This is a genomic window from Vibrio sinensis (assembly GCF_003605645.1).
Lineage (GTDB): Bacteria > Pseudomonadota > Gammaproteobacteria > Enterobacterales > Vibrionaceae > Vibrio > Vibrio sinensis.
Genome location: NZ_QVMU01000023.1, coordinates 21,227 through 46,444 on the forward strand (window position 1 = coordinate 21,227; position 25,218 = coordinate 46,444).

A 25,218-nucleotide genomic window follows, 5' to 3' on the forward strand; every position below is an offset into this window, starting at 1 on the left:
TTGGCAATTGACTTAACGAGAGAGTTGGTTCATAAATTAATCAAAACATGAAAGGATGCAGAACGCTTTGACTGACATATCAACGGGTATCTTATTTGCGCTACTCGCGTGTCTAATTGTAATTTCAGGGTATTTTTCAGGTTCAGAAACAGGGATGATGGCTCTGAACCGATATCGACTCAAGCATCTATCCAACAATGGACACAAGGGTGCCAGACGGGTAGAAAAGCTTTTAGATCGCCCCGATCGTCTAATTGGTTTAATTTTAATTGGCAATAATCTTGTCAATATTCTCGCATCAGCCATCGCTACCATACTGGGAATGCGACTCTATGGTGATCTCGGTGTTGCTATCGCTACGGGGATATTAACCTTAGTCATTTTAGTCTTTGCAGAGGTCACGCCGAAAACTCTCGCAGCGCTTTACCCAGAACGAGTATCGTACGCCAGCAGCATATTACTCAGCATATTAATGAAAGTACTTTCTCCATTGGTCTTATTGATTAATTTCATTACTAATGGTTTCCTCCGCTTATTAGGCGTTAGGGGCAAACATGGTAATGACGATCACTTAAGTTCAGAAGAACTACGTACTGTTGTTAATGAGGCTGGTAGCTTAATACCTCGACGTCACCAAGACATGCTGATCTCTATACTCGATCTTGAGCATGTCACTGTGAATGACATCATGGTGCCTCGAAATGAGATCACCGGTATAGATATTAATGATGATTGGAAATCCATTGTTCGTCAGTTAACGCACTCCCCTCATGGGCGTATCGTTTTCTATCGAGATCAAATTGATGAAGTGGTTGGCATGCTTCGATTACGTGAAGCTTACCGACTCATGCTAGAAAAAAATGAATTCAATAAAGACACATTATTAAGAGCGGCAGATGAAGTGTATTTCATTCCTGAAAGTACCCCATTGAATGTGCAGCTATTAAAATTTCAGCGCAATAAGCAGCGCATTGGTCTGATTGTCAATGAGTATGGGGACATTATTGGTTTAATCACGTTAGAAGATATTCTTGAAGAAATTGTTGGGGAATTTACGACCTCGATGACATCAAATCTATCTGATGAGATTACGCCACAAGGTGATGGAAGCTTTCTAATTAAAGGCAGTGCGAATATTCGGGATATTAATAAAGGGCTGAAATGGACGTTGCCGACCGATGGCCCAAGAACATTAAATGGACTCATTCTTGAACACTTAGAGGATATCCCAGAAAGTCGTTTAAGCTTAAAAGTCTCTGGACATTTAATGGAAGTCATAACCTTAGAGGGGAACCGAATTCAATTGGTAAAAGTATTTCCCCCTCAACACCAATAAGCCCCTAGCTATGACGATGGTATATCTCGTTTATATCAGGAAACTCATATAGCAGGAAGCGTTATCCAACAAAAAAGCCTTGGTAATCCAAGGCTTTATTCAATTTCGCTCATCAGCACTGCGCAACCTGTATTAATAAATCCAGTCAGCTATGCTTTCGGCTTAATCATCCTCAACACTAAATAAGCTTTCCATATTGAGGCCTTGCTTCACAAGAATTTCTCGTAGTCGACGTAAACCTTCAACTTGAATTTGACGTACACGCTCTCGAGTTAGGTTGATCTCTCGACCAACTTCTTCCAGTGTCGATGGCTCATACCCTAGTAAACCAAAGCGACGAGCCAATACTTCTTTTTGTTTCGGATTCAGTTCATCTAACCAATGAATTAATGAATGTTTAATATCGTCGTCTTGAGTAGACACTTCAGGATCAGAATTTTTTACATCAGGAATGATATCCAAAAGTGCTTTCTCACCATCGCCACCAATCGGTGTATCGACCGAACTAATTCGCTCATTTAGGCGCAGCATTTTACTGACATCATCAACGGGTTTATCCAATTGCAATGCAATTTCTTCTGCTGTAGGTTCATGGTCAAGTTTTTGCGATAGCTCACGAGCCGTTCGTAAATAGATGTTGAGTTCTTTCACGACATGAATCGGCAAACGAATGGTACGTGTTTGATTCATTAAAGCACGCTCAATAGTTTGACGAATCCACCATGTCGCATATGTTGAAAAACGAAATCCACGTTCAGGATCAAACTTCTCTACCGCTCGAATTAAACCTAGATTTCCCTCTTCGATTAAATCAAGTAACGCAAGCCCTCTATTGCTATAGCGACGCGAAATTTTTACAACTAAACGTAGATTACTTTCAATCATACGCTTACGAGCTGCTTCATCCCCTCTTAACGCCCTACGTGCATACAGCACTTCTTCTTCAGCGGTTAAAAGCGGTGAAAAGCCTATTTCCCCAAGATACAACTGTGTCGCATCTAAGCTTTTCGTCGAAACATCGAATTCTTCTTTCTCTTTTGCTGTATCACTATTGGTTTTTTCTTTATTTTTGAGTTCTTGTTTTGGCTGCGTCTTAACTACTTCTACATCGGCCTCAAACTCGTCGACTTTCGTTGCTGCATTGCTGATACTCATAGCGCCTCCCCCTGGCGAGCTAGCAAGACATTACTACGTCTAATGTCGCTATATTGGTATTGCTCATTGCGAGCGAATATTACGGTAAATAACGTTTTGGATTAACGGATTTACCTTGATAGCGAATTTCAAAGTGCAAGCGAACACTATTGGCTCCAGAACTACCCATTGTTGCTATTTTTTGGCCTGCTTTTACACTCTGTCCTTCGTGTACTAGCAACCGATCGTTATGCGCGTATGCACTAAGATATTTATCGTTGTGCTTAACAATTACGAGATTCCCGTAACCACGTAGTGCATTACCCGAATATACAACGGTGCCACCTGCTGTAGAAATAATGGACTGACCTCGCTGTCCTGCTATGTCGATCCCTTTATTTCCCTGGTCTCCAGCAGAGAAGTTCTTGATTACCCTCCCTTTGGTTGGCCAAAGCCACTTAGTAACTTTGTCATTTTTAGGCTTCGGTTTATTGTTAGAATTGTTAACATTTTGTTTACCATTAACTCCAACATACTCCTTTGGTTTAGATTGTTCAACCACCTTAACTGGATCTTTTTTCACCGTTTTCTGAGCATTTTGCGAGCTAGTCGATGTAACCTTTTGATTTGAGCTTTTACTCGAGGGTGCAGCTGTTGCTTTGGTGCTAGTCACAGCAGCGGCAACTACTACTGGTGCAGCAGGTTGAATAATTTTTCTGCCGTATGAGGGAGCTTGGTAAGCCGGTTGCCAAAGTTTCAATTTCTGCCCAGGGTATATCGTATAAGGAGCGGATAGCTGGTTATAGTTAATAATCTCTTTGACATCTTTATCCGTAACATAGGCGATAAAATAGAGCGTATCCCCTCTTTCTACTTGATAGTAACTCCCTCTGTAACTTCCTCGAGAAATCGAGTCATAATCCTTTTGTATACTAGATACGGGTGCAGGGGAGTGCGCAGCGCACCCAACTAGGACACTACAAAGACTAAACAGAAATAGCGTTAATGACTTATAAGACATGATTAAGCAAGATCACCCGCAATCAGTGGAACGAAACGTACCAGCTCAATTATTTCAGAAAGATACTCATCTCCACGACGAGTAATTTTTAATAGTTGTTGCTCATTTACACCAACTGGAATAACCATTAACCCGTTATCATTTAACTGTGTTAATAATTCAGTCGGAATACTCTCCGCTGCTGCAGTCACAATTATTGCATCAAAAGGGGCTTTGGCCGACCAACCTTGCCAGCCATCACCATGCTTAGTTGATACATTATAAATATCAAGTTGCTTAAGTCGTCTTTTTGCTTCCCATTGTAAAGCCTTGATACGTTCAACCGAATAAACATGATCGACTAACTGAGCAAGCACAGCGGTTTGATAACCAGAGCCGGTTCCCACCTCTAAGACTTTGCTGTTACGTCTAAGTTCCAGCATTTGTGTCATTTTAGCGACGATGTAAGGCTGAGAAATGGTTTGCCCATGCCCGATAGGTAGAGCATTGTTATCGTATGCCTGATGCAACATCGCTTGAGATAGGAATTTCTCACGCGGTAATGAGCGAATAGTTTCCAATACGCCGTAGTCTTGGATGCCACTAGCGACAAGGAAATCAATCAGTTTGTCTGCATGCGGGTTACTCATTGTTACTCACCTTTCAACCAAACATCCATCACGCGTAAAGATTCGTGAGCGGTCAAATCAACCTGTAAAGGTGTTACCGACACAAACCCTTTTTCAATGGCGTAAAAATCGGTTCCCTCACCAGCATCTTGCTCTTTACCCGGAGGGCCCAACCAATAAATATCATGACCACGTGGATCTTGTTGTTTTATCATCGCTTCTGAATGATGACGAGCTCCAAGACGAGTGATCGAGATTCCAGATAATTGTTCAAAAGCCAAATCTGGGATATTCACGTTAATTAAGCGATTGGTCGGGATAGGCTGCTGCAAGTGTTGATTTACAAGTTTCAATGCAATTTGAGCTGCTGTATCAAAGTGGTGCTTACCAACCAAAGATAATGCGATAGATTGAACCCCAAGGAAATGCCCTTCCATTGCAGCGGCAACGGTTCCTGAATAGAGCACATCGTCACCAAGGTTTGCACCATGATTAATCCCTGTTAAGACAAGATCTGGCAATTCACCTTTCATCAACTCATTCAAAGCAAAGTGAACACAATCTGTTGGCGTTCCTTGAACAGAATAAATGTTGTCAGCGATTTGAGTTACCCGAAGAGGTTGCTCTAGCGTTAAAGAGTTTGAAGCACCCGATCGATTTCGATCAGGTGCAACGACAATAACGTCTGCGATTGAACTTAGTGCATCAGCCAACACACGGATCCCTTCCGCATGTACTCCATCATCATTACTAAGCAAAACCTTCAGCGTTTTGAGACTCATGAATATTGACGCTCCACTTCAATTTCTTCAATCAGTTCACGAACAATGGATGTTGCAAAACAGCCTGAACCTAGTGCAAATTTCAATGTGATATTATCGCCATCTACTGACCATTGAAGGTCTTGTGCTTTCAGCATAATGCTGCGGCGATCATGACGCATACGGTTACCACGAATTAACGCCATCAAATCAGGCTCAGCATCAAGGCAAGGCTGTTCTAGTGCAAGAGCCGCATCTTGAGTCGGTAACGCATTATCACCCGCCATTGCCGCACTAATCTGAACGCTATCGTTAGCGATAGATTCATTGATATTCGCAAGGTTGTCTGCATTCACCAAGATAGGTTTGGCATTGGTAATCCCCGTATCTTCGTCACTCGCTTTAACATCCGTCAGTGCTATATCACCTAGAATAGCTTGTGTGAAAAGGCCCTGTTCAATACGAGCGGAAACAATCGAGTTAAAGATCCATGAACGTGCAGTAGAAAGAAACAGACTGCGCTTATTTTGGTCACGGGTGCGCACGTTATTACGCCCCCAACGACGCGCCTCGCTCAGGTTGTTGCCTTTGTGACCAAAGCGTTGGCTACCAAAATAGTTTGGCACGCCTGTAATCATGATGTTTTCTAAACGACGAACAACATCAGCAACATCTGTCACTTCTGACATAGTCACAACAAACCCATTGCCGATATGGTCACCAGGGCGCAGCTTTTTATTGTGGCGGCAAGTTGTCAATATTTCAATTTGTGGATATTTAGCAAGAAATTCTGTGAAATCCGGAGTTTCACCTTTTGGCAAATGAACGCTCAACCATTGCTCAGTCACAGCATGACGATCTTTTAAACCAGACCAACTCACGTCTTTTGACTTTACACCGCAAGCTTTAGCTAATTCATTTGCAACAAACGCCGTATTTTCGCCAGTTTTGCGAATACGTACCATTAAGTGCTCGCCATGCCCATCAAATTCAAAGCCCAAATTTTCAACCACTTGAAAGTGATCAGCTTGTGCTTTTAATTTGCCTTGAGCGGTTGGTTTACCATTTAAGTAAGCCAATGAAGATAAAATATCCGACATAGTAGTTACCATCACACCAAGCTCAAAATTGCTCTGGTGCAATTAAAAAAATTATTGCTTAACAAGTAAAACGACAGCTTCTGTCGCGATACCTTCTTTACGTCCTGTAAAACCAAGACGTTCTGTTGTGGTCGCTTTGACATTGATATTGCCAATATCAGTTTCTAAATCTTCAGCAATAGTTACACACATTGCTTCAATATGGGTCGCCATTTTAGGAGCCTGTGCAATGATCGTAATATCAGCATTGCCCAAGCGATAGCCTTTTTCTTTAACGCGACGATAAACATCACGCAATAAACCACGGCTATCTGCGCCTTTCCATTCTGCGTCCGTATCAGGAAAGTGACGACCAATATCGCCTGCAGCAATAGCGCCAAGCAACGCATCACAAAGTGCATGCAATGCGACATCACCATCTGAATGGGCAATAAGGCCTTGTTCATAAGGGACAGCGACGCCCCCAATAATAACAGGACCTTCCCCACCAAATTTATGCACATCAAATCCGTGACCAATTCGAATCATGGGTTATCCTTAATTTCGATTTAAATAAAACTCAGCTAACGCCAAGTCTTCTGGTTGAGTGATTTTTATATTGCTCGCAGAACCTAGCACTAATGCCGGTGTAAGACCCAACCGCTCCATCGCGGATGCTTCATCAGTAATCACGACGTGCTTATCTAATGCATCTGATAGCGCATGAGTTAACAAATCAGTTCTAAACATTTGTGGCGTCAGCGCATGCCATAGCTGATTTCGTTCAACGGTATGATCGATATTTTGTAAATCATTAGCCCGCTTCATGGTGTCTCTAACTGGCGTCGCTAATATACCGCCCGTATCATGTTGACTTGCGATGTCATACAACGCATTCAAATCATCAAGGCTTACACACGGTCTCGCTGCATCATGAACAAGCACCCACTCACTAAGCGAATGATGCTGAACATAGTTTAGCCCAGATAAAACAGAATCTGCTCGCTCTTTTCCACCGGCGACTCGAACAACTTGTGGATGTTTAGATATCGCGAGAGAAGAAAAGTAAGGGTCATCCTCACCTACCGCCACTACGACCATTTTGATTTGGGGATCAGACAATAGCTTGAGTACAGTATGCTCTAAAACGGTTTTACCATTAATCAATAAATATTGTTTAGGGCGATCCGCTTTCATACGGCTACCAACACCCGCGGCAGGGACAATTGCCACCAGTGATAAAGTTGATTTGACAGTCATTATCTTTGTTCATCTCCTACCATTCGGTAGAAAGTCTCGCCTTCTTTAACCATACCTAGCTCATGCCTCGCACGTTCTTCAATGGCATCAAGCCCTTGGCGTAGATCATCAATCTCCGCAAACATTTCATCGTTACGTGCAAGTAAGTTGGTATTAACTAGGTTTTGAACTTCAATGTCCGCGTTAACATGTTGGAGATCCGCGATGCCATTTTTTCCTAGCCACAATGTGTACTGAAGCCAGCCAAACAACAACAATAAGAGCAGAGAGAAAGTTCGCATAAGAATATGTAAAGAAGAGAACGGTAAAGGCCTAATTTTATACCATAATGTCGCAAACCAAGCGAGGGCAGATACAAACAAGCCCATCGATTCATTCAACGCGAACGCTAAAAAAACCGACGGGCTCTGATATTCAAATCTTCATTGGCTATTTAAAAGTATGAGATCATTACTTTTAAATAGGAGGATTAATTCATCATTAAGAAACCCAATAAGCCAAAGCCAAGCATCAGACGATAAATCACGAACGGCATCATTCCCATGCGTGAAATCAACTTCAAGAAAAAGTGAATACAAATATATGCACTAATAAATGATGTGATAATTCCTGTTGCCAATACGCCCAAGTGAACGGCTTCCCCCGATGCAACCAGCTTCATCGTAAGGTAACCACCTGCAAGTAAGATAATGGGAATTGACATTAAAAATGAAAAACGAGCCGCTGCTTCACGGGTAAAACCAAGATACAGTGCTGCTGTAATGGTTGCACCAGAACGAGACGTACCCGGAATCATAGCCAAAGCTTGTGACACACCAATAATCAGTGACTTTTTCCAATCGGCTTGATACTCATCGTCAACTAATGGAGCATTCTTGTCGACGTACCATAGCAGCAGACCAAACACTATGGTGGTAATTGCAATAACCCAAGCACTGCGAAGATAGATTTCAATGATGTCTTTCATGAACAAACCAAAAATACAGGCTGGTATTGTTGCCAGTAAAATCATCCATGCTAATTTTGCTTCTTTAGTGCGATCACCTTTAAAAATCGAAGCAAAAAACGCAGTTAGTAAACTAACCACTTCACTACGAAAATAGATCATAACTGCGGCCAAGGTGCCTACGTGAACCGCTACATCAAATGCTAACCCTTGATCTGCCCAACCAAAAACAGCAGATGGTAAAATCAAGTGAGCAGAGCTGGAAATAGGCAAAAACTCAGTTAAGCCTTGGATTAAGGCCAAAATAAACGCTTCAAAGTAACTCATAAAAACTCATTATTGTTCTAGTTAAAACCATAGTGTCACCACAGTCATTGATTCTATATTTTTCGATTCTTGCCAAATTTCCCGCACAGAACGACCGTCCCCGGGAACAATAAGCTCAGGGCACAGTTCATTAAGCGGCTGAATAACGAACGAGTAGTTGTAAATATCACGTCTTGGTAATTCAGGTTTTTGAACAGAGACGTGCTCGCCAAACAAAATGATATCAAGGTCTAAAGTACGTGGCTGAAATTTTGCTGCGTTCTCTTCCCTGCCCCATTTGTTTTCTATTCTACGTAACGCCTGTGAAAAATCCGTCAAAGTTAACTGTGTTTTCACTTCTGCTACAAGATTGTAAAATGCATCACTTTCGAAACCGACTGCCTCACATTCATAAATAGTAGAAATGCGAATCGCCGTCCCTAAAGCCTTGAGTTCATCAAGAGCAGCTTCGATATGTTTTTCACGGTCAATATTGGTTCCAATACCAATATAAGCGGTGATCATGCACAGCCTCGCTCAATCACCACACCAACCCCTTTTGCTTGAGGGATCGCACCCGGTTTTGTCAGACGGATCTTCACCCAAGGCACACTAAAACGCTGCATAATGAGTTCTGCGATTTCTTCAGCAACACGCTCAACCAATAAAAAGCGTCCATTTTCGATATGCTCTAAAACTGCTTGGCAAACTTTTGAGTAATCAAGCGCATCAACAACATCATCACTTTTGCCTGCTGGTTGATTGTCATGTGCCATTTCAATATCAAGTACAAGTTTTTGTTTGATTTTTTGTTCCCAATCGTAAACACCGATTGTGGTGATAACACTCAATTGTTCAATAAATACTTTATCCATACGATGTTGCTTCCTGTAGAGGTCGGATACCTAATGAAGAGAAAAAGTCGTACTATTTTGCCAACGAACTATGACAGTAAGTAGTTTGAGCTATTATACCTGAGCAATTCTCTTTGAATCGAGCATCTTTAGGTTGCTTAGGGATATGCGCAAGTTATGATATCAATTACTTGTCCGACTAACAGCAGTTTCAAACGAGTCCCCTTTCTATGACCCCACTCGCTCTTAGCATGATCATTTTTGCCTACCTTTTGGGTTCGATCTCGAGTGCTGTGCTGATCTGTCGATTGCTAAAGCTACCCGACCCTAGAGGCGTTGGTTCCAACAACCCAGGTGCAACAAACGTCCTGCGTATTGGCGGCCGCAAAGCTGCATTAGCCGTTTTATTATGTGACATGCTCAAAGGCACCATTCCGGTATGGGGGGGCTACTTTCTTAATATCGAGCCGATTTTACTCGGTGTTGTCGCGATTGCTGCGTGCTTAGGTCACATGTACCCGATATTTTTCCACTTTAAAGGCGGAAAAGGCGTAGCGACGGCACTTGGTGCTATCGCACCTATAGGGCTAGATTTGACCGCAATGGTGATCGTCACATGGTTGGTCGTTGCGATCCTTTTTCGATATTCATCACTATCTGCCATTGTGACTGTCTTACTTGCCCCTATGTATACATGGTTAGTAAAACCACAATACACACTCCCCGTTGCCATGCTTTGCTGCCTAATTGTATTTAAGCACCACCAAAACATTAGACGTCTATACGAGGGAAAAGAACCAAAAATTGGTGAAAAGAAAGATGGACTTAATAAAGCCTCATAGAGGCTTTATTATTTAAAACATGCTTTGAACACTCGGCTTATCGAGGTAACACACCAGCAAAGAAATCCAATAGTATCCGATTTACCAACTCTGGCTGTTCAAGATTCGATATATGCCCTGCATTAGGGATTTGAACAAGTTGACTACCCGAAATACAATCCTGCATCAAATAAGACTCCAGCACTGGACGAGGCTTATCTTCTTGCCCTACTGCAATCAATGTTGGCAACGCAAAGTTTTCAATCTCTTCTATTTGATCGCGTCTACCGAAAACCATTCGACCTATTTTTGCTAACTCTACCGCTTGTTGGCCTTTTACTTGCTCCAAACTCTGTGCGAAAGCTGTCACCAGTTCAGGGTGATTCTGATGCGCTTCATTAGCAAAAAACAGTGGTACCACTGTTTGAATAATTGAATCTGGCACATGCTGTTCTACTGCGATCGTTTCCAACATAGCAAAATATTTTTTATGAGCCACTTCCGGCTCTAAACCCACAAACGTATCCATCAATACTAAGGCGTCCACACGAGCTAGTGCTAATGACACAAGCTCAGTGCCCCACATCCCCCCAACGGATAGCCCGACAATAGAGAAGCGCTCTATTTGTAAATCATCAAGCAGAGCTAAGACTTGTTTCGCGTAGTCTTGTAATGTTCGCGTTTGCTCTGGCGCATAGTCTGATTGCCCATGAGCCCATAGTTCAGGAACAATACAGCGATAAGATTGACTTAAATGTGCAATCTGTGGAGCCCACATAGTGCTATCCCACAAATAACTGTGGCCAAACACAATCACCGGACCATCACCAATATCTAAGTACGCCATCTCATGGCCATCGATAAGAAATTTATTCATCCGTTCATCCCTTAAAAATTTCATCTGCACTATATCATTGAATTTTGCGTCGAATTCACACCAGTAATAAAAAAGGCCACCTAATAAATAGGTAGCCTTTCAGAAGATCATTTAAGATCGAAGTTAGTCGATCAAACAATTGGATCCAATTGATCAATTGGCCAGCGCGGTGTGGCTTGAACCGAAAGATCCGCAATGTCACCATTTTTAAGGCGTTGCATACCAACATAAGCGATCATTGCACCATTGTCGGTACAAAACTCTGTACGAGGGTAATAGACTTCGCCACCGATTTTCTTGGCCAATTTTGCTAACTCAGCTCGTAAGCGTTTGTTCGCACTCACACCACCAGCGATAACGATACGTTTAAAACCAGTTTGCTCTAGAGCTCGTTTACACTTAATCGACAACGTAGCACAAACGGCTTCTTCGAATGCCAATGCAATATCAGCGCGAGTTTGGTCATCATCACCATTTGCAGCAATTGTGTTAGCTGTAAAAGTTTTCAGACCTGAAAAGCTCATATCTAAACCGGGAACATTAGTCATAGGACGAGGGAACTTAAAACGACCCGGCGTGCCTTTCTCTGCCAATTTAGACAATAGCGGTCCACCTGGGTAATCTAGCCCCATCAGCTTGGCCGTTTTATCAAACGCTTCACCAGCTGCATCATCGACTGATTCACCTAGAATTTTGTATTCCCCAATCCCTTTCACTTCAACCATCATCGAATGGCCACCAGAGACTAAAACAGCGACAAATGGGAATGGCGGTGGGTTGTCTTCCAACATAGGCGCAAGCAAGTGCCCTTCCATGTGGTGTACTGGAACTGCAGGCACGTTCCACGCATAGGCAAGACTTCGGCCAATCGTCGCCCCAACCAGGAGTGCACCGACCAATCCAGGCCCTGCTGTGTAGGCAACACCATCAATGTCTTGAGGCGTTAAATTTGCTTCTGCCATTGCAGCTTTAATCAGCGGAATTGTTTTCTTCACATGATCACGTGAAGCTAACTCTGGTACGACACCACCGTAATCGGCGTGCAGTTTTACCTGGCTGTAAAGTTGATGAGAAAGTAAGCCTTTTTCGTCATCATAAATGGCGATTCCTGTTTCATCACAAGAGGTTTCGATACCAATAATACGCATGGTCTACTCTGGACAGTTCTGTCTATCATTCAAAATTGACGCAATCTTACCTCGCCTTGGCTTTTCAAACAAATTTTGTACAGACTATAATCGACAAAATGCTTTACAAAGCTATTGTGATCGGATTAAAATTCCGCACCATTTTTGATCAAGCTGGTTATGGTCCAAACGAAGCAGTTTGGGCTTGTGATTCCAGCATTAACGAATTAACCCCTGAGGTGAAAGGCATATGCCAGTAGTTAAAGTACGTGAAAACGAACCGTTCGACGTTGCACTACGTCGTTTCAAACGCTCTTGCGAAAAAGCAGGTATCCTTTCTGAAGTGCGTCGTCGTGAGCACTACGAAAAACCAACTACAGTTCGCAAACGCGCTAAAGCAGCAGCTCAAAAGCGTCACGCTAAGAAGCTAGCTCGCGAAAACGCTCGTCGCGTTCGCCTGTACTAATAACTAAGTCCTAAAGGATTATAGTTATGGCTCTAATTGATACACTCAAAGACGAGCAAAAATTAGCGATGAAAGCCAAGGACAAATTGCGCCTTGGCACTATTCGTTTAGCCCTAGCAGCAATTAAGCAACGTGAAGTTGACGAACGGATCACTCTGAGCGACGACGACATTCTTGCTGTAATGACTAAAATGGTTAAACAACGTCGCGACTCTGTTGCTCAATATGAATCTGCAGGTCGTCAAGATCTCGCTGATGTTGAGAAAGCTGAAATCACGGTACTTGAGGATTTTATGCCTCAACCGCTTACTGATGAAGAAGTTAACGCACTCATTGAAGCTGCAATAACTGAATCTGGTGCTGCGGGCATGCAAGACATGGGTAAAGTGATGGGCGTTCTTAAACCTCAAATTCAAGGGCGTGCAGATATGGGTAAAGTAAGCGGTTTAGTTCGCTCTAAACTGGCTTAATCGCCCAGCCTATTTGCAACAAGCCGTGCTATCCTCTGATTGCACGGCTTGTTTGTATCTACCCCATCTCATTGTTAGTGCGTTTTTCTAAGGTTTTATGGCAGGACACATCCCTCGCAACTTTATTGATGATCTCCTCGCTCGACTCGATATTGTCGATATTATTGATGCGCGTGTAAAACTTAAGAAAAAAGGCAAAAACTACGGCGCTTGCTGTCCATTCCATAACGAAAAGACCCCCTCTTTCAGCGTTAGCCAAGAAAAGCAGTTCTACCATTGCTTTGGTTGTGGCGCACACGGTAATGCCATCGATTTCATGATGGAATTCGAGCGATTAGAATTCGTTGAAGCTATCGAAGAACTGGCCTCATTTATTGGCTTAGATGTACCAAGAGAGCAGCGACAAGGTGGTCAATTCAACTCGAATCAACCTCAAGCCAATGCTGAAGAGAAACGATCTTTATACGATTTAATGACGAGTATTGCTCAGTTTTATCGGAATCAATTAAAGATCTCTAGTAGTAAGATCGCGATCGATTACCTAAAGGATCGTGGCTTATCTGGCGAGATCGTCCAAAAATTTGGCATCGGTTATGTCGCTGACGAATGGGATCTGATCCGAAAGAACTTTGGCAACAACCCTCAGACCCAAGATATGCTAGTGTCTGGCGGTATGCTGATTGAGAATGACAAAGGCAACCGCTATGATCGATTTCGTGGTCGCGTCATGTTTCCTATCCGAGATCGCCGTGGGCGAGTGATCGGGTTTGGTGGCCGTGTTATTGGTGATGGTACACCAAAATATCTCAATTCACCGGAAACGCCGATCTTCCATAAAGGCAAAGAGCTTTATGGATTATATGAAGTAACCCAAGCTTATCGAGAACCAGCAAAGATCCTTGTTGTCGAAGGTTATATGGATGTAGTTGCGCTCGCCCAATATGGTGTGGATTATTCTGTTGCATCTCTGGGTACGTCAACAACTGGTGACCATATCCAACTTCTTTTCCGCCAAACCAATACTGTTGTCTGTTGTTATGACGGTGACCGTGCAGGTAAAGAAGCGGCTTGGCGCGCGCTGGAAAATGCTCTGCAATTTCTAAAGACAGGAAACACATTAAAGTTCCTATTTTTACCTGATGGCGAAGATCCAGACAGTTATATCCGCAAATACGGCAAAGAAGCATTTGAGCAACAGATCGAAGTAGCGACGCCACTATCTAGTTATTTATTTGATAACTTGATAGAAATTCACCAATTAAATTTAGGAAGTAATGAGGGTAAATCAGCCTTGCGTGCACATGCGAGTGCATTGATTGATAAAATTCCTGACCCTTACTTTCAAGAGTTATTGGAAAAATTGTTAGATGAACGGACTGGTTTTGACAATCAACTACGTCAATACAAAAAGAAACGCATCGAAACACAACCTCAGCCGCATAAAGAGATAAAGCGCACACCAATGCGTGAAGTTATCGCTTTGCTTATTCAAAATCCGAGCTATGCTCAAATGGTACCGGATCTCTCTAGTGTGAGCGGCTTAACGGTTCCTGGCTTAAGTTTGTTCATTATGGTGCTTGATTATTGCCACCAGCATCCCCATATCAATACAGGCCAGTTATTAGAACATTGGCGAAACAGTAACCAAGAAGCATTACTGTCGCGTCTTGCCGGGTGGGAAATCCCTCTCGATGAAGACAACGAAAAAGATATATTTTTAGACTCATTGGATAGAATTCTAGCCCAGTGTGTCGAAAAACAAATTGAAAACCTGCAGGCCAAAGAAAGAAGCGTCGGTTTATCAGCCGAAGAAAGACGGGAGCTACTAGCTTTAATGCTAGATTTGAAAGCGTAACCCTATTTGGATAGTCAGCAAACATTTAATTTGTTAACATGTATGGTTTGCATATCGCATACTAATTCCTTCACCAGATACTAAGTTGGATACCGTCTATGGATCAAAATCCGCAGTCTCAGCTAAAACAACTTGTCATTAAAGGCAAGGAACAAGGCTATCTGACCTACGCAGAAGTAAATGACCATCTTCCTGCAGAGATCGTCGATTCAGAGCAAGTCGAAGATATCATCCAAATGATCAACGACATGGGCATTCGAGTAGTGGAAACTGCTCCTGATGCTGATGATCTTGCATTAAACGATGATGACGCGATCACAGATGAAGACGCAGCAGAGGCGGCCGCGGCCGCACTATCAAGCGTAGAAAGCGAAATCGGTCGTACCACCGACCCTGTGCGTATGTATATGCGCGAAATGGGTACAGTAGAGCTACTTACTCGTGAAGGCGAGATCGATATCGCGAAGCGTATTGAAGATGGTATTAACCAAGTTCAATATGCTGTCGCTGAATATCCAGGCACTATTCCGTACATCCTAGAGCAATTCGACCGTATTCAAGCGGAAGAACTTCGTCTTACTGACCTGATCACTGGTTTTGTTGATCCTGATGCAGACGAAACAGCAGCACCGACAGCAACTCACATCGGTTCTGAACTTGCTCAATCTGAACTTGCTGATGAAGACAGCGACGAAGATGATAGCGACGATGATGAAGATGATGAGGAAGAAGATGTAGGTATCGACCCTGAACTTGCTTTAGAGAAGTTCACGGCTTTACGTAACACTTTCCAAAACTACCAGCTTGTTGCGAATGAACATGGCGCTGAAAGCCCGAAAGCACGCAGTGCACATGACGGCGTAATTGAAGTATTCCGTGAATTCCGTTTGACACCAAAGCAGTTTGATTACTTGGTTGAAGAACTACGTACCTCTATGGAACGTGTTCGTACCCAAGAACGTCTAATCATGAAGACAACTGTTGAATACGGTAAAATGCCGAAGAAATCTTTCATCGCGCTATTTACTGGCAACGAGTCAAATGATGCTTGGTTAGATGAAATCCTAGCTTCAGACAAGCCATACGCTGAGAAAATTAAGCGTAGTGAAGATGATATTCGTCGTTCGATTTTAAAACTTAAAATCATTGAAGATGAAACATCACTAACGGTTCAAAACATTAAAGACATCAGCCGTCGTATGTCTATCGGCGAAGCAAAAGCTCGTCGTGCTAAGAAAGAGATGGTTGAAGCGAACTTGCGTCTGGTAATTTCTATCGCGAAGAAATACACCAACCGTGGTTTACAATTCTTGGATTTAATCCAAGAAGGTAACATTGGTTTGATGAAAGCGGTAGATAAGTTTGAATACCGTCGTGGTTATAAGTTCTCAACTTACGCGACTTGGTGGATCCGTCAGGCGATCACTCGCTCGATTGCAGACCAAGCACGTACGATCCGTATCCCGGTTCACATGATCGAAACGATCAACAAACTAAACCGTATTTCTCGTCAAATGCTACAAGAAATGGGTCGTGAACCATTACCGGAAGAACTGGCAGAGCGTATGCAAATGCCAGAGGACAAAATCCGTAAAGTACTAAAAATTGCTAAAGAGCCAATCTCAATGGAGACACCAATCGGTGACGACGAAGATTCGCATCTAGGTGATTTCATTGAAGATACAACACTAGAACTGCCACTAGACTCAGCAACTGCAACCAGTCTAAGAATGGCAACAAAAGATGTTCTAGCTGGCTTAACGCCACGTGAAGCGAAAGTGCTTCGTATGCGTTTTGGTATCGACATGAACACTGACCACACTCTTGAAGAGGTAGGTAAGCAGTTTGATGTAACTCGTGAACGTATCCGTCAGATCGAAGCAAAAGCACTACGCAAACTTCGTCACCCGAGCCGTTCAGAAACACTACGTAGTTTCCTTGACGAGTAGAAATTCCTAGTCGGAATCCAAAAGGTGAGCATTAGCTCACCTTTTTTGTATTAACTTGATTTGATTGAACAAAAACTAGACGCAATTACCCCTGTTAGTGGCTAGACAGTCCCAGACGCATCCCCTATAATCAGTACCCTACAAAGGCCCCTTAGCTCAGTGGTTAGAGCAGTCGACTCATAATCGATTGGTCCCCAGTTCAAGTCTGGGAGGGGCCACCACTTTTGTGGTAAAAGAATTTAAAAGCCTGATGAAGAAATTCGTCAGGCTTTTTTGATCTTAGTTCAAACCTCTATTGATATATCACTTCATAACTCTTTTTATTTCTAGCGCTGCAAGGTAACATCCGGCTAATCATGTTGAAATAAGCTGTATTAGTGATGCCCAATAACGAAATCGTGGTTTTCCCTTGGAATAAGAACTTTGAGACTGGAATTCAAACTATTGATGATCAGCATAAAAATCTTTTTCTACTGGTCAATAAGTTAGCCAATTCTCTCGTTCATGAAAATCATATTGAAGTCGCCGAAGTATTCGATGAGTTGGCCGATTATGCTCAATACCATTTTTCTGAAGAAGAGCGTATTTGGGGTGAGTATTTTCAGCAAGATGGCTGGATGCAAACGCATGCACAAGTGCATGATTCATTTATTCCTGACATATCAAAAATCAAGGAAAGAGCATCAACAAGTAACTGGCAAGAAACTATTGAGAACATTCTACAATTTTTGATTCGTTGGTTGGCGCTTCACATTCTCGATGATGACAAAAAAATGTGTCTTGCTCTACATGAGCTGAAAAATGGCGCAACCTTAGACGAAGCAAAACGAAACACGAAAAAACAAATGAAAGGCTCTGTTGGCGTATTGATCGACACCGTACTCACTATGTACGAAGAGCTTTCCGCTCATGCTATTGATCTCATTCGTGAAAAGCACCGACGTATTATCGCTGAAAAGAAACTCATGGCGCTGAACAAAAAGTTGCATCATATTGCTATTACTGATGAGCTTTCAGGACTATTTAATCGTCGCCATTTCATGACGGTCATCCCTGAACAGATTCAACAAGCCAAATCCGAACAATATCCTCTCAGTTTTATTGCGGTTGACTTAGATCACTTCAAAGCTCTAAACGATTCACTAGGGCACCTAAAAGGTGATGAGGGCATTGAGCAAGTTAGTCGCGTACTATCGTCGATGTTTAATCGACCTGGTGATTTTGTCTTTCGTATGGGAGGAGAAGAGTTCTTGGTCGTAGTTTGTCATTCAAATCCACAAGAAGTCTGTAACCTATCTGAAGTCATTCGTACCCATATCTCTAATATCATCCTCTCCAATCCTGTAGAAGATATACATCACCAGCTCACTTGTTCTATTGGCGTATTTAACCACATCCCAGTCCAACAAGAAGACTTTCTATTTTTCTTAGACAAAGCTGACAAAGCTCTCTATGAAGCTAAAGCTAATGGGCGAAATATTGTCGTTTGTATTAACAACAAAACCCGCTGCTAATACTATCGAGATTAAACAACACGTGCACTGCACTTCAACCGTTGAATAAAGAAGAAGTCGCCTTTAGCTAGGCGCTTTCTTATCAAGCATAGTAAACAAAGCGACGCTAGAAATCTCACCTCAATTCGCTACAATGCGACTCCCATTTTTAAAGAAGTAAGTTCTAATGCAGCTCGATTATACATTCTCTTGTCTATCCACTATGCCCCGCGAAGAATTAGAAGAACTGAGTCTACGCATGGTTCATCGTTTAGTACCTGAAGAGTACTTAAGCGAGATTTTCACTTTTGACAGCGAAGAAACAGAATCAGAAGATAAACTGCATGAAGCGCAACTTGATGCAATGCTACGTCTAAATGCAATAGCATTGAGTCAATTGCCGGCATTATTCCAAGAATCAGAAAACTCGGCGCAAAACATACTACGCATGCAACGCTTGGTGCTTTGGCACTTCTACGCTATCTCTTTTCATTTAGAGGCAGCAATTCCTTTAGAAGTGCACTGCAACCATGTGGAAGTTCTGCTGAAGCAAAGTCCGGAAAATACATTGGAATGGGTGACAACATTGACTGATTTGCTTCGTCAATACGCGAAAATCGCCCAATAGTACTTCACTTAAAAACCAATAAGCTTTCGAGTAAATATTTTATTTGCTCGAGGCTCTCTTCGCTCCCATATAGAAAAGTATTCATCGGTTAACATTTGTTGTGATCTTAGCTAGATTTTCAGCAACAGCATAATGGTCTAAATATACTCATTAGACATACAGATAAAAACACCCACTCCCCTAGCCACGCTTGCATTCAATCCAAATAGTAAACAAAACTAAGCATAATCACGCTAGTTGAATTTCTAGCTATCTTCCCTAATACCTTGACGGTTAGAGAAAGAACTTTAACCCTAGAGACTCGCCAATCAGTCATTACAGGAAGTAACACCAATGAACTCATGGAATAAACACATCATCAAAATTGTCACAGTAGTGGCGGTTAGCATGGCGTCACTGCATACTTTTGCTCAAGAAAAAATCTATCGATTAAAACTGGCTGAAACATGGGGCCCCAATACTCCAATTCTTGGCGATGCTACTAAAAATATGGCGACACTGGCTGAAGAGATGTCAAACGGACGCTTACAGATTCGCATTGATTCTGCCAACAAGCACAAAGCCCCAATGGGTATATTTGATATGGTCAAATCAGGACAATATGACCTTGGCCATTCCGCGTCATATTATTGGAAAGGTAAAGTACCTAATACCCTGTACTTTTCTGCCATGCCCTTTGGCATGATCTCTACAGAGCAATATGCGTGGTTCTATCATGGTGGCGGTATGACGTTAATGCAAGAGGTCTATGCCCCTCATAACTTGCTCTCTTTCCCAGGAGGAAACTCTGATATCCAAATGGGTGGGTGGTTCCAAAAAGAGATAAAGAGTATCGATGATCTCAAAGGTCTGAAAATACGAATTCCCGGGTTTGCAGGAGAGGTAATGGCAAGAGTTGGGGCGAAACCAACCAACATTGCTCCTGGAGAGTTGTATACCTCTTTAGAGCGCGGAACGATAGATGCTCTAGAGTGGGTAGGTCCGGCATTTGACTTACGCATGGGATTTCAGAAAATTGCCCCATATTATTACACTGCTTGGCACGAACCAGGTTCTGAAACTCAATTCCTCGTCAATAAACGAGCTTGGGAGCAATTACCAAAAGATCTGCAAGTCATTCTAGAAACTGCTTTCCGAGTTTCAGCTTTTGATATGTATACTCAAGCTATTGATGCCAATGCTAATAGTTGGGCAACCATGAGCCAAGAATACCCGAATGTCCAAATTATGGAGTTTCCCTCAGCAGTGCTTGAAAGGTTAAACAACGAAAAACAAGTATTACTTGAGGAGTTAGCCAGTAAAGATCCTGTGGCTCAACGTATTATTGAGTCGCAACGCCAGTATTTATCTAAAGTTCGCTCTTGGACTGATATCTCAACCAAAGCTTACCTCAACGCTAACTAGATCATTCAATCACGCTAGAGTGTCGTAAGATTTCGGGACTCTAGTTGCCTACCCTAGGTATCACAGACACTAATCACACTCAATGACAATACTGTCATTAAGTTTCAGCAAAAGACAAAGTGGGAGTTAAATCACAAATCAACCCTGGGCAACACAAAAGCACAGCGTGATAAAAATCACAGTTGCGATCAATTCAAAGATCAAATAATCCATATTAGTGATCTAGATCTACATCGACAAGTAATCCCCATAATCAAAATTGAGACATATGACCACAAAAAAGTGTTGCTTTTTTGTTCTTGTGAGTTATGTAGGAAAATTACAGCATGTAAATTTGAAAAGGATCACGCAAAAATAATTTGGTCACGTGATTAACTTGCTAGCAGTCACAAAAAACCCGTCGACGGTTCTAAAATCAAATGGTGTGGTAAATTGATTGGGTACTAAGCAATCAGCGGCTTTGGCGAGCCGTTTACTCAAACAATTTCATCAGAACGTCGAACGGGGAATCCTAATGATATCACCAGATACTAAGATCAAGATACAGAATTTTGGACGCTTCCTATCCAATATGGTTATGCCCAATATTGGCGCGTTTATCGCGTGGGGTTTTATTACCGCACTATTTATTCCAACAGGTTGGCTACCAAATGAAACGCTAGCTTCCATGGTTGGCCCAATGATTACTTACCTACTCCCACTGTTGATCGGTTACACCGGCGGTAAAATCATTGGTGGTGATCGTGGGGCAGTTGTCGGTGCCATTACAACAATGGGTGTCATTGTCGGTACAGACATTCCAATGTTCATGGGCGCGATGATGGTCGGACCTATGGGTGGTTGGGCTATTAAAAAGTTCGATGACTACATTGATGGCAAAGTGAAAAGTGGTTTCGAGATGTTGGTGAACAACTTCTCTGCCGGCATCATTGGTATGCTTTGCGCTATCTTAGCGTTTTTATTGATTGGCCCATTTGTAAAAATCCTCTCTGGTGGACTAGCAGCTGGCGTTAACTTTCTAGTATCAGCTCATCTTCTTCCACTTACCTCTATTTTTGTTGAACCGGCGAAGATCCTATTCCTTAATAACGCTATTAACCACGGAATTTTCTCTCCACTAGGTATCCAGCAAGCCTCAGAAACAGGTCAATCGATCTTCTTCTTAATCGAATCAAACCCTGGACCAGGTCTTGGCATCTTATTGGCTTACATGGTATTTGGTAAAGGTACTGCTCGACAAACAGCTGGTGGAGCTTCAATCATTCACTTTTTCGGCGGTATTCATGAGATTTACTTCCCTTACGTACTGATGAATCCACGTCTAATCCTTGCTGCTATTGCTGGTGGTATGACTGGCGTATTTGTCCTAACAGTATTTAATGCGGGTATTGTTTCTCCTGCTTCACCAGGGTCAATCTTCGCTATTCTACTGATGACACAAAAAGGTTCTATTGTTGGCGTATTGGCCTCGATTTTATCAGCAACCGCTGTCTCTTTCGCAGTCGCTGCAATACTAATGAAAACACAATCAACCACTGAAGAAGATGGTGATGATGAGACAGCATTAGATAAAGCAACAAATCAAATGCGTGAAATGAAATCGAGCCCTAAAGCAGGTCACTCGGTAAGCGCAAAAGGTAAAAATAATATCGATATGGCAAACGTACAAAGCATCATTGTTGCCTGTGATGCAGGGATGGGCTCAAGCGCTATGGGTGCAAGCATGCTGCGTAAAAAAATTCAAAACGCAGGTCTGAACATCAAAGTAACCAACCTTGCCATTAATAGTTTGCCAGAGAGTGTCGATATCGTGATTACCCATAAAGATCTAACGGATCGTGCTCGCAAGCACGCACCAAATGCACAACATATTTCTTTAACTAACTTCCTTGATAGTGAAATGTACAACCAACTCGTGACCAAATTACTCGCAGCCCAAAAGCAAACGGCGGCGAATGATGACCAGATGGTTAAAGTCTCTGTACTCGCCGCTAACGATGATAGTTTTGAACCACAACAACCATCGGTATTCCAAATTCAATCAGAGAATATCCATTTAGATTTACATGCCTCAAGCAAAGAAGAAGCGATTCGCTTTGCTGGTAATAAATTGGTGGAGCTTGGTTACGTTGAACCAGAATATGTTGATGCGATGTTCGAGCGCGAAAAATTAGTTCCTACCTACCTAGGTGAGTCAATTGCTGTACCTCACGGCACAATTGAAGCAAAAGATAAAGTAAAGAAAACTGGCATCGTCATTTGCCAATATCCAGCGGGAGTTCAATTTACTGATGACCGTGATGATATAGCGAAATTGGTGATTGGTATTGCCGCAAAAAATGATGAACACATTCAAGTTATTACCTCTATTACTAACGCACTCGATGAGCCTGGTGCCATCGAAAAGCTGACGAGCACAACGGATGTAAATGAAATTCTTAACATCCTGTCAGGCACGAAAGCGGCTTAACCAAAACACATAGGTTAAGTAATACAAAATACTCCTGAGAGTAAACGAGGCCAGCAATTCCCCCTATATGGTTGGCCTCACCCAAAAATGTCGTTAGTCACTATTTAGTAGGTAAGATTATGAAAAATGCTGTTCATTTTGGTGCGGGTAATATCGGTCGTGGCTTTATTGGTAAGTTACTCTCTGACGCTGACGTTGCAGTAACATTTGCAGATGTTAATGGGCCTTTAGTTGATCAGATTAGTCACAAACAGGAATACAAAGTTAAAGTGGTTGGTTCTGAATGTTCTATCGATACGGTAACTCACGTTACTGCTGTTAACTCAGCCAGTGATGCCGTTATTGAGAAAATGATTAAAACCGATCTCGTTACGACAGCTGTTGGTCCAAATGTATTGGATATCATCGCTAAAACCATCGCTAAGGGAATTGAAAAACGCCTAGCTTCCGGCAATGAAAAGCCGCTCAACATTATTGCTTGTGAAAATATGGTTCGTGGTACTACGCACTTAAAAGGTGAAGTGTATAAATACCTCGACCAACAACTACATGAGAAAGTCGATGAATTAGTTGGCTTTGTTGATTCAGCAGTTGACCGTATCGTGCCACCAGCAGAAGCTGCGAATGATGATCCTCTAGAGGTTACAGTAGAAAGCTTCAGCGAGTGGATTGTTGATGAGCAGCAATTCAAAGGTGAAATACCTGACATCAACGGTATGGAAAAAACCAATAATCTGATGGCTTTTGTTGAACGAAAACTTTTTACTCTCAATACTGGCCATTGCATTACCGCTTATTTAGGCAACCTAGAAGGGCATCGCACTATTCGGGAGGCCATTGAAGATCCAGCCATCCATGCCCAAGTGAAGCAAGCGATGATTGAAAGTGGTGAAGTACTGATTCGTCGCTATGGGTTTGATCGCCAATTGCACGCTGCTTACATCGATAAGATCCTAACTCGCTTTGCTAATCCGTATTTAGTGGATGAAGTTGATCGCGTAGGACGCCAGCCAATTCGCAAATTAGGCGCAAATGATAGATTAATTAAACCATTACTGGGTACAATTGAGTACGGTACTGAAAACAAGACGCTTTTAAAAGGCATCGCCGCTGCATTGAAATACACGAGTGAAAGCGATCCACAGGCCATCGAATTACAAACATCGCTGCAAGAACATGGCATCAAGGAAACATTAGCCCACTACACTGGCTTAGATAAGAACAGCGCTGAAGTGGCTCAGATTGAATCACTTTATCAACAATTATAACAATAAGGGGGAGCTCAGCTCCCCCCACTAATTTTTAGATCAGTTTATGGCAGATAAAATCAACGAAACAGAGATCATCGAACGACTGAATTGCGCGACATCGGTACGCGGATTCTTCGTAGCCGCCGTTGATGTATTCAATGACTCGATAGATTCGCTTATTCAGCGCATCTTTCGTAAAGATAATTTCGCAGTACAATCCGTTGTTGGCCCCCTATTACAAGACTCAGGGCCTTTGGGCGATCTATCTGTAAGATTAAAGTTACTCTATGGCCTTGGCGTTTTACCTGACGATGTTTATCACGACATCGAAAACATCATAAAACTCAAACACAAACTTAATAGTGAAGAGTCGGACTTTGAATTTACTGACCCCAAAATTCTAGAGCCCATTAAACAACTCAATTTAGTCAATAAAATGAGCATGGTGCAATTGAACGTCAGTGAACCTGATGGCGATATAGACCTAGAGTTTTACCAGCTTCAACTACAAAGACAACAGCAAATCATTAAGTCTGGGCTTTCTCTTGCTATTGTTGAAATTTGTAATGAACTCGCTAAAGATAGTCCATTTTAGATAAGTTATTCATGAAGATAGATCAACTTAACTTATTGTAGGGGTAGTGACTCTCTCTACTTTATGTCCCTATATTAATGTACGTGACCTTGAGAAAAATTAATCAGAACAACACCAATCACAACAAAAATAATACCGACCCATACTATTGGTTCAAGGTGCTGACGGTAAACGACCGTAGAGATTAAGCTAACGGCAACAATAGCAAGGCCAGCCCACAAAGAATGCACCACACCGACAGGCATACCTTTCATTGCTTGGCTTAAAAAGAGAAACGCGGCAAGGTGTCCACCTATCACTAAAGCCGCAGGAACTGGTTTAGTCAAACTAAAACCATCCGTTGCCTTCAAAGCAACATGCGAAAGCGCTTCAGCCGAAACAGCCAAAATAATAAAAAACCAGCTCATCAGAATGTTCCTATAGATAAAATTGGAATGCGACAAATGGAACCTTCTTATTTAAACAAGAAGATTAAATGAGTGTATTGGGATGAAAATATGACTTATAT

26 protein-coding genes and 1 tRNA gene are annotated in these 25,218 nt (G+C 42.3%); 13 read left to right on the forward strand and 14 right to left on the reverse strand.

Annotated features, from left to right (window positions below; genetic code table 11):
• The first annotated feature begins 67 nt into the window (after positions 1 to 67).
• The gene (locus tag DZ860_RS18435; protein WP_120034314.1) at positions 68 to 1,336 is read left to right on the forward strand and encodes an HlyC/CorC family transporter; all 1,269 of its coding nucleotides are present in this window, start codon (positions 68 to 70) and stop codon (positions 1,334 to 1,336) included.
• A gap of 162 nt (positions 1,337 to 1,498) precedes the next feature.
• On the opposite strand, the gene rpoS is transcribed toward DZ860_RS18435, so the two are convergent.
• From rpoS to folB, 11 genes are all read right to left on the reverse strand, one after another.
• The gene (gene rpoS, locus DZ860_RS18440) at positions 1,499 to 2,491 is read right to left on the reverse strand and encodes an RNA polymerase sigma factor RpoS (RefSeq protein ID WP_120034221.1); all 993 of its coding nucleotides are present in this window, start codon (positions 2,489 to 2,491) and stop codon (positions 1,499 to 1,501) included.
• A 79-nt stretch (positions 2,492 to 2,570) separates the two neighbouring features.
• A complete protein-coding gene (locus DZ860_RS18445; RefSeq protein ID WP_120034223.1) occupies positions 2,571 to 3,491 on the reverse strand; it encodes a peptidoglycan DD-metalloendopeptidase family protein in 921 nt (306 codons plus the stop codon).
• A gap of 2 nt (positions 3,492 to 3,493) precedes the next feature.
• Positions 3,494 to 4,120 carry a protein-L-isoaspartate(D-aspartate) O-methyltransferase gene (locus DZ860_RS18450; RefSeq protein ID WP_120034225.1) on the reverse strand — a complete coding sequence of 209 codons (627 nt, stop codon included), beginning with the start codon at positions 4,118 to 4,120 and terminating at the stop codon, positions 3,494 to 3,496.
• A 2-nt stretch (positions 4,121 to 4,122) separates the two neighbouring features.
• Entirely contained in the window at positions 4,123 to 4,881 is a 759-nt protein-coding gene (surE, locus tag DZ860_RS18455; RefSeq protein ID WP_120034227.1) for a 5'/3'-nucleotidase SurE, read from the reverse strand.
• Complete coding sequence (gene truD, locus DZ860_RS18460) at positions 4,878 to 5,960, reverse strand: tRNA pseudouridine(13) synthase TruD (protein WP_120034229.1); 1,083 nt, start codon at positions 5,958 to 5,960, stop codon at positions 4,878 to 4,880. The genes surE and truD overlap by 4 nt, the downstream gene beginning before the upstream one ends.
• 51 nt (positions 5,961 to 6,011) lie before the next feature.
• A complete protein-coding gene (gene ispF / locus DZ860_RS18465) occupies positions 6,012 to 6,488 on the reverse strand; it encodes a 2-C-methyl-D-erythritol 2,4-cyclodiphosphate synthase (protein WP_120034231.1) in 477 nt (158 codons plus the stop codon).
• A gap of 9 nt (positions 6,489 to 6,497) precedes the next feature.
• The gene (ispD, locus tag DZ860_RS18470) at positions 6,498 to 7,199 is read right to left on the reverse strand and encodes a 2-C-methyl-D-erythritol 4-phosphate cytidylyltransferase (protein WP_120034233.1); all 702 of its coding nucleotides are present in this window, start codon (positions 7,197 to 7,199) and stop codon (positions 6,498 to 6,500) included.
• On the reverse strand, positions 7,199 to 7,480 hold the full coding sequence (gene ftsB, locus DZ860_RS18475) for a cell division protein FtsB (protein WP_120034316.1): 282 nt from the start codon (positions 7,478 to 7,480) through the stop codon (positions 7,199 to 7,201). Before ftsB ends, ispD begins: the two co-directional genes overlap by 1 nt.
• A gap of 188 nt (positions 7,481 to 7,668) precedes the next feature.
• The gene (locus DZ860_RS18480) at positions 7,669 to 8,472 is read right to left on the reverse strand and encodes an undecaprenyl-diphosphate phosphatase (RefSeq protein ID WP_120034235.1); all 804 of its coding nucleotides are present in this window, start codon (positions 8,470 to 8,472) and stop codon (positions 7,669 to 7,671) included.
• Between the two features lie 21 nt (positions 8,473 to 8,493).
• Positions 8,494 to 8,976, reverse strand: coding sequence for a 2-amino-4-hydroxy-6-hydroxymethyldihydropteridine diphosphokinase (folK, locus tag DZ860_RS18485; protein WP_120034237.1), 483 nt, complete (start codon positions 8,974 to 8,976; stop codon positions 8,494 to 8,496).
• On the reverse strand, positions 8,973 to 9,326 hold the full coding sequence (gene folB / locus DZ860_RS18490; protein ID WP_120034239.1) for a bifunctional dihydroneopterin aldolase/7,8-dihydroneopterin epimerase: 354 nt from the start codon (positions 9,324 to 9,326) through the stop codon (positions 8,973 to 8,975). Before folB ends, folK begins: the two co-directional genes overlap by 4 nt.
• A 209-nt stretch (positions 9,327 to 9,535) precedes the next feature.
• Between folB and plsY the strand changes: the two genes are divergently transcribed.
• Positions 9,536 to 10,147, forward strand: a complete 612-nt coding sequence (plsY, locus tag DZ860_RS18495) for a glycerol-3-phosphate 1-O-acyltransferase PlsY (protein ID WP_120034241.1) — start codon at positions 9,536 to 9,538, stop codon at positions 10,145 to 10,147.
• A gap of 37 nt (positions 10,148 to 10,184) precedes the next feature.
• On the opposite strand, the gene DZ860_RS18500 is transcribed toward plsY, so the two are convergent.
• Entirely contained in the window at positions 10,185 to 11,003 is an 819-nt protein-coding gene (locus tag DZ860_RS18500) for an alpha/beta fold hydrolase (protein WP_120034243.1), read from the reverse strand.
• A 131-nt stretch (positions 11,004 to 11,134) separates the two neighbouring features.
• Positions 11,135 to 12,151 (reverse strand): tRNA (adenosine(37)-N6)-threonylcarbamoyltransferase complex transferase subunit TsaD, encoded by a 1,017-nt coding sequence (gene tsaD, locus DZ860_RS18505; RefSeq protein ID WP_120034245.1) that lies wholly within the window; start codon positions 12,149 to 12,151, stop codon positions 11,135 to 11,137.
• A gap of 229 nt (positions 12,152 to 12,380) precedes the next feature.
• Between tsaD and rpsU the strand changes: the two genes are divergently transcribed.
• The 11 genes from rpsU (at position 12,381) to DZ860_RS18560 (ending at position 24,710) form a co-directional block, all read left to right on the forward strand.
• Complete coding sequence (rpsU, locus tag DZ860_RS18510) at positions 12,381 to 12,596, forward strand: 30S ribosomal protein S21 (protein ID WP_001145625.1); 216 nt, start codon at positions 12,381 to 12,383, stop codon at positions 12,594 to 12,596.
• A 26-nt stretch (positions 12,597 to 12,622) separates the two neighbouring features.
• On the forward strand, positions 12,623 to 13,066 hold the full coding sequence (locus DZ860_RS18515) for a GatB/YqeY domain-containing protein (RefSeq protein ID WP_120034247.1): 444 nt from the start codon (positions 12,623 to 12,625) through the stop codon (positions 13,064 to 13,066).
• Between the two features lie 97 nt (positions 13,067 to 13,163).
• On the forward strand, positions 13,164 to 14,921 hold the full coding sequence (gene dnaG, locus DZ860_RS18520) for a DNA primase (protein WP_120034249.1): 1,758 nt from the start codon (positions 13,164 to 13,166) through the stop codon (positions 14,919 to 14,921).
• Between the two features lie 98 nt (positions 14,922 to 15,019).
• Positions 15,020 to 16,870 carry an RNA polymerase sigma factor RpoD gene (gene rpoD, locus DZ860_RS18525; protein ID WP_120034251.1) on the forward strand — a complete coding sequence of 617 codons (1,851 nt, stop codon included), beginning with the start codon at positions 15,020 to 15,022 and terminating at the stop codon, positions 16,868 to 16,870.
• A 145-nt stretch (positions 16,871 to 17,015) separates the two neighbouring features.
• Positions 17,016 to 17,091 (forward strand) — tRNA-Ile (locus DZ860_RS18530).
• A gap of 159 nt (positions 17,092 to 17,250) precedes the next feature.
• Positions 17,251 to 18,384, forward strand: coding sequence for a GGDEF domain-containing protein (locus tag DZ860_RS18535; RefSeq protein WP_120034253.1), 1,134 nt, complete (start codon positions 17,251 to 17,253; stop codon positions 18,382 to 18,384).
• 166 nt (positions 18,385 to 18,550) lie between these two features.
• On the forward strand, positions 18,551 to 18,991 hold the full coding sequence (locus DZ860_RS18540; protein WP_120034255.1) for an exoribonuclease R: 441 nt from the start codon (positions 18,551 to 18,553) through the stop codon (positions 18,989 to 18,991).
• 387 nt (positions 18,992 to 19,378) lie between these two features.
• On the forward strand, positions 19,379 to 20,395 hold the full coding sequence (locus DZ860_RS18545) for a TRAP transporter substrate-binding protein (protein WP_243641887.1): 1,017 nt from the start codon (positions 19,379 to 19,381) through the stop codon (positions 20,393 to 20,395).
• Positions 20,396 to 20,909: 514 nt separating this feature from the next.
• Complete coding sequence (locus DZ860_RS18550) at positions 20,910 to 22,865, forward strand: PTS mannitol transporter subunit IICBA (protein ID WP_120034259.1); 1,956 nt, start codon at positions 20,910 to 20,912, stop codon at positions 22,863 to 22,865.
• 119 nt (positions 22,866 to 22,984) lie between these two features.
• On the forward strand, positions 22,985 to 24,133 hold the full coding sequence (locus tag DZ860_RS18555; protein WP_120034261.1) for a mannitol-1-phosphate 5-dehydrogenase: 1,149 nt from the start codon (positions 22,985 to 22,987) through the stop codon (positions 24,131 to 24,133).
• A gap of 46 nt (positions 24,134 to 24,179) precedes the next feature.
• Complete coding sequence (locus tag DZ860_RS18560; RefSeq protein ID WP_120034263.1) at positions 24,180 to 24,710, forward strand: MltR family transcriptional regulator; 531 nt, start codon at positions 24,180 to 24,182, stop codon at positions 24,708 to 24,710.
• Positions 24,711 to 24,784: 74 nt separating this feature from the next.
• Here the strand turns inward: DZ860_RS18560 and DZ860_RS18565 are convergent, their stop codons facing one another.
• Positions 24,785 to 25,117, reverse strand: coding sequence for a DMT family transporter (locus DZ860_RS18565; RefSeq protein WP_120034265.1), 333 nt, complete (start codon positions 25,115 to 25,117; stop codon positions 24,785 to 24,787).
• Positions 25,118 to 25,218: the final 101 nt, after the last annotated feature.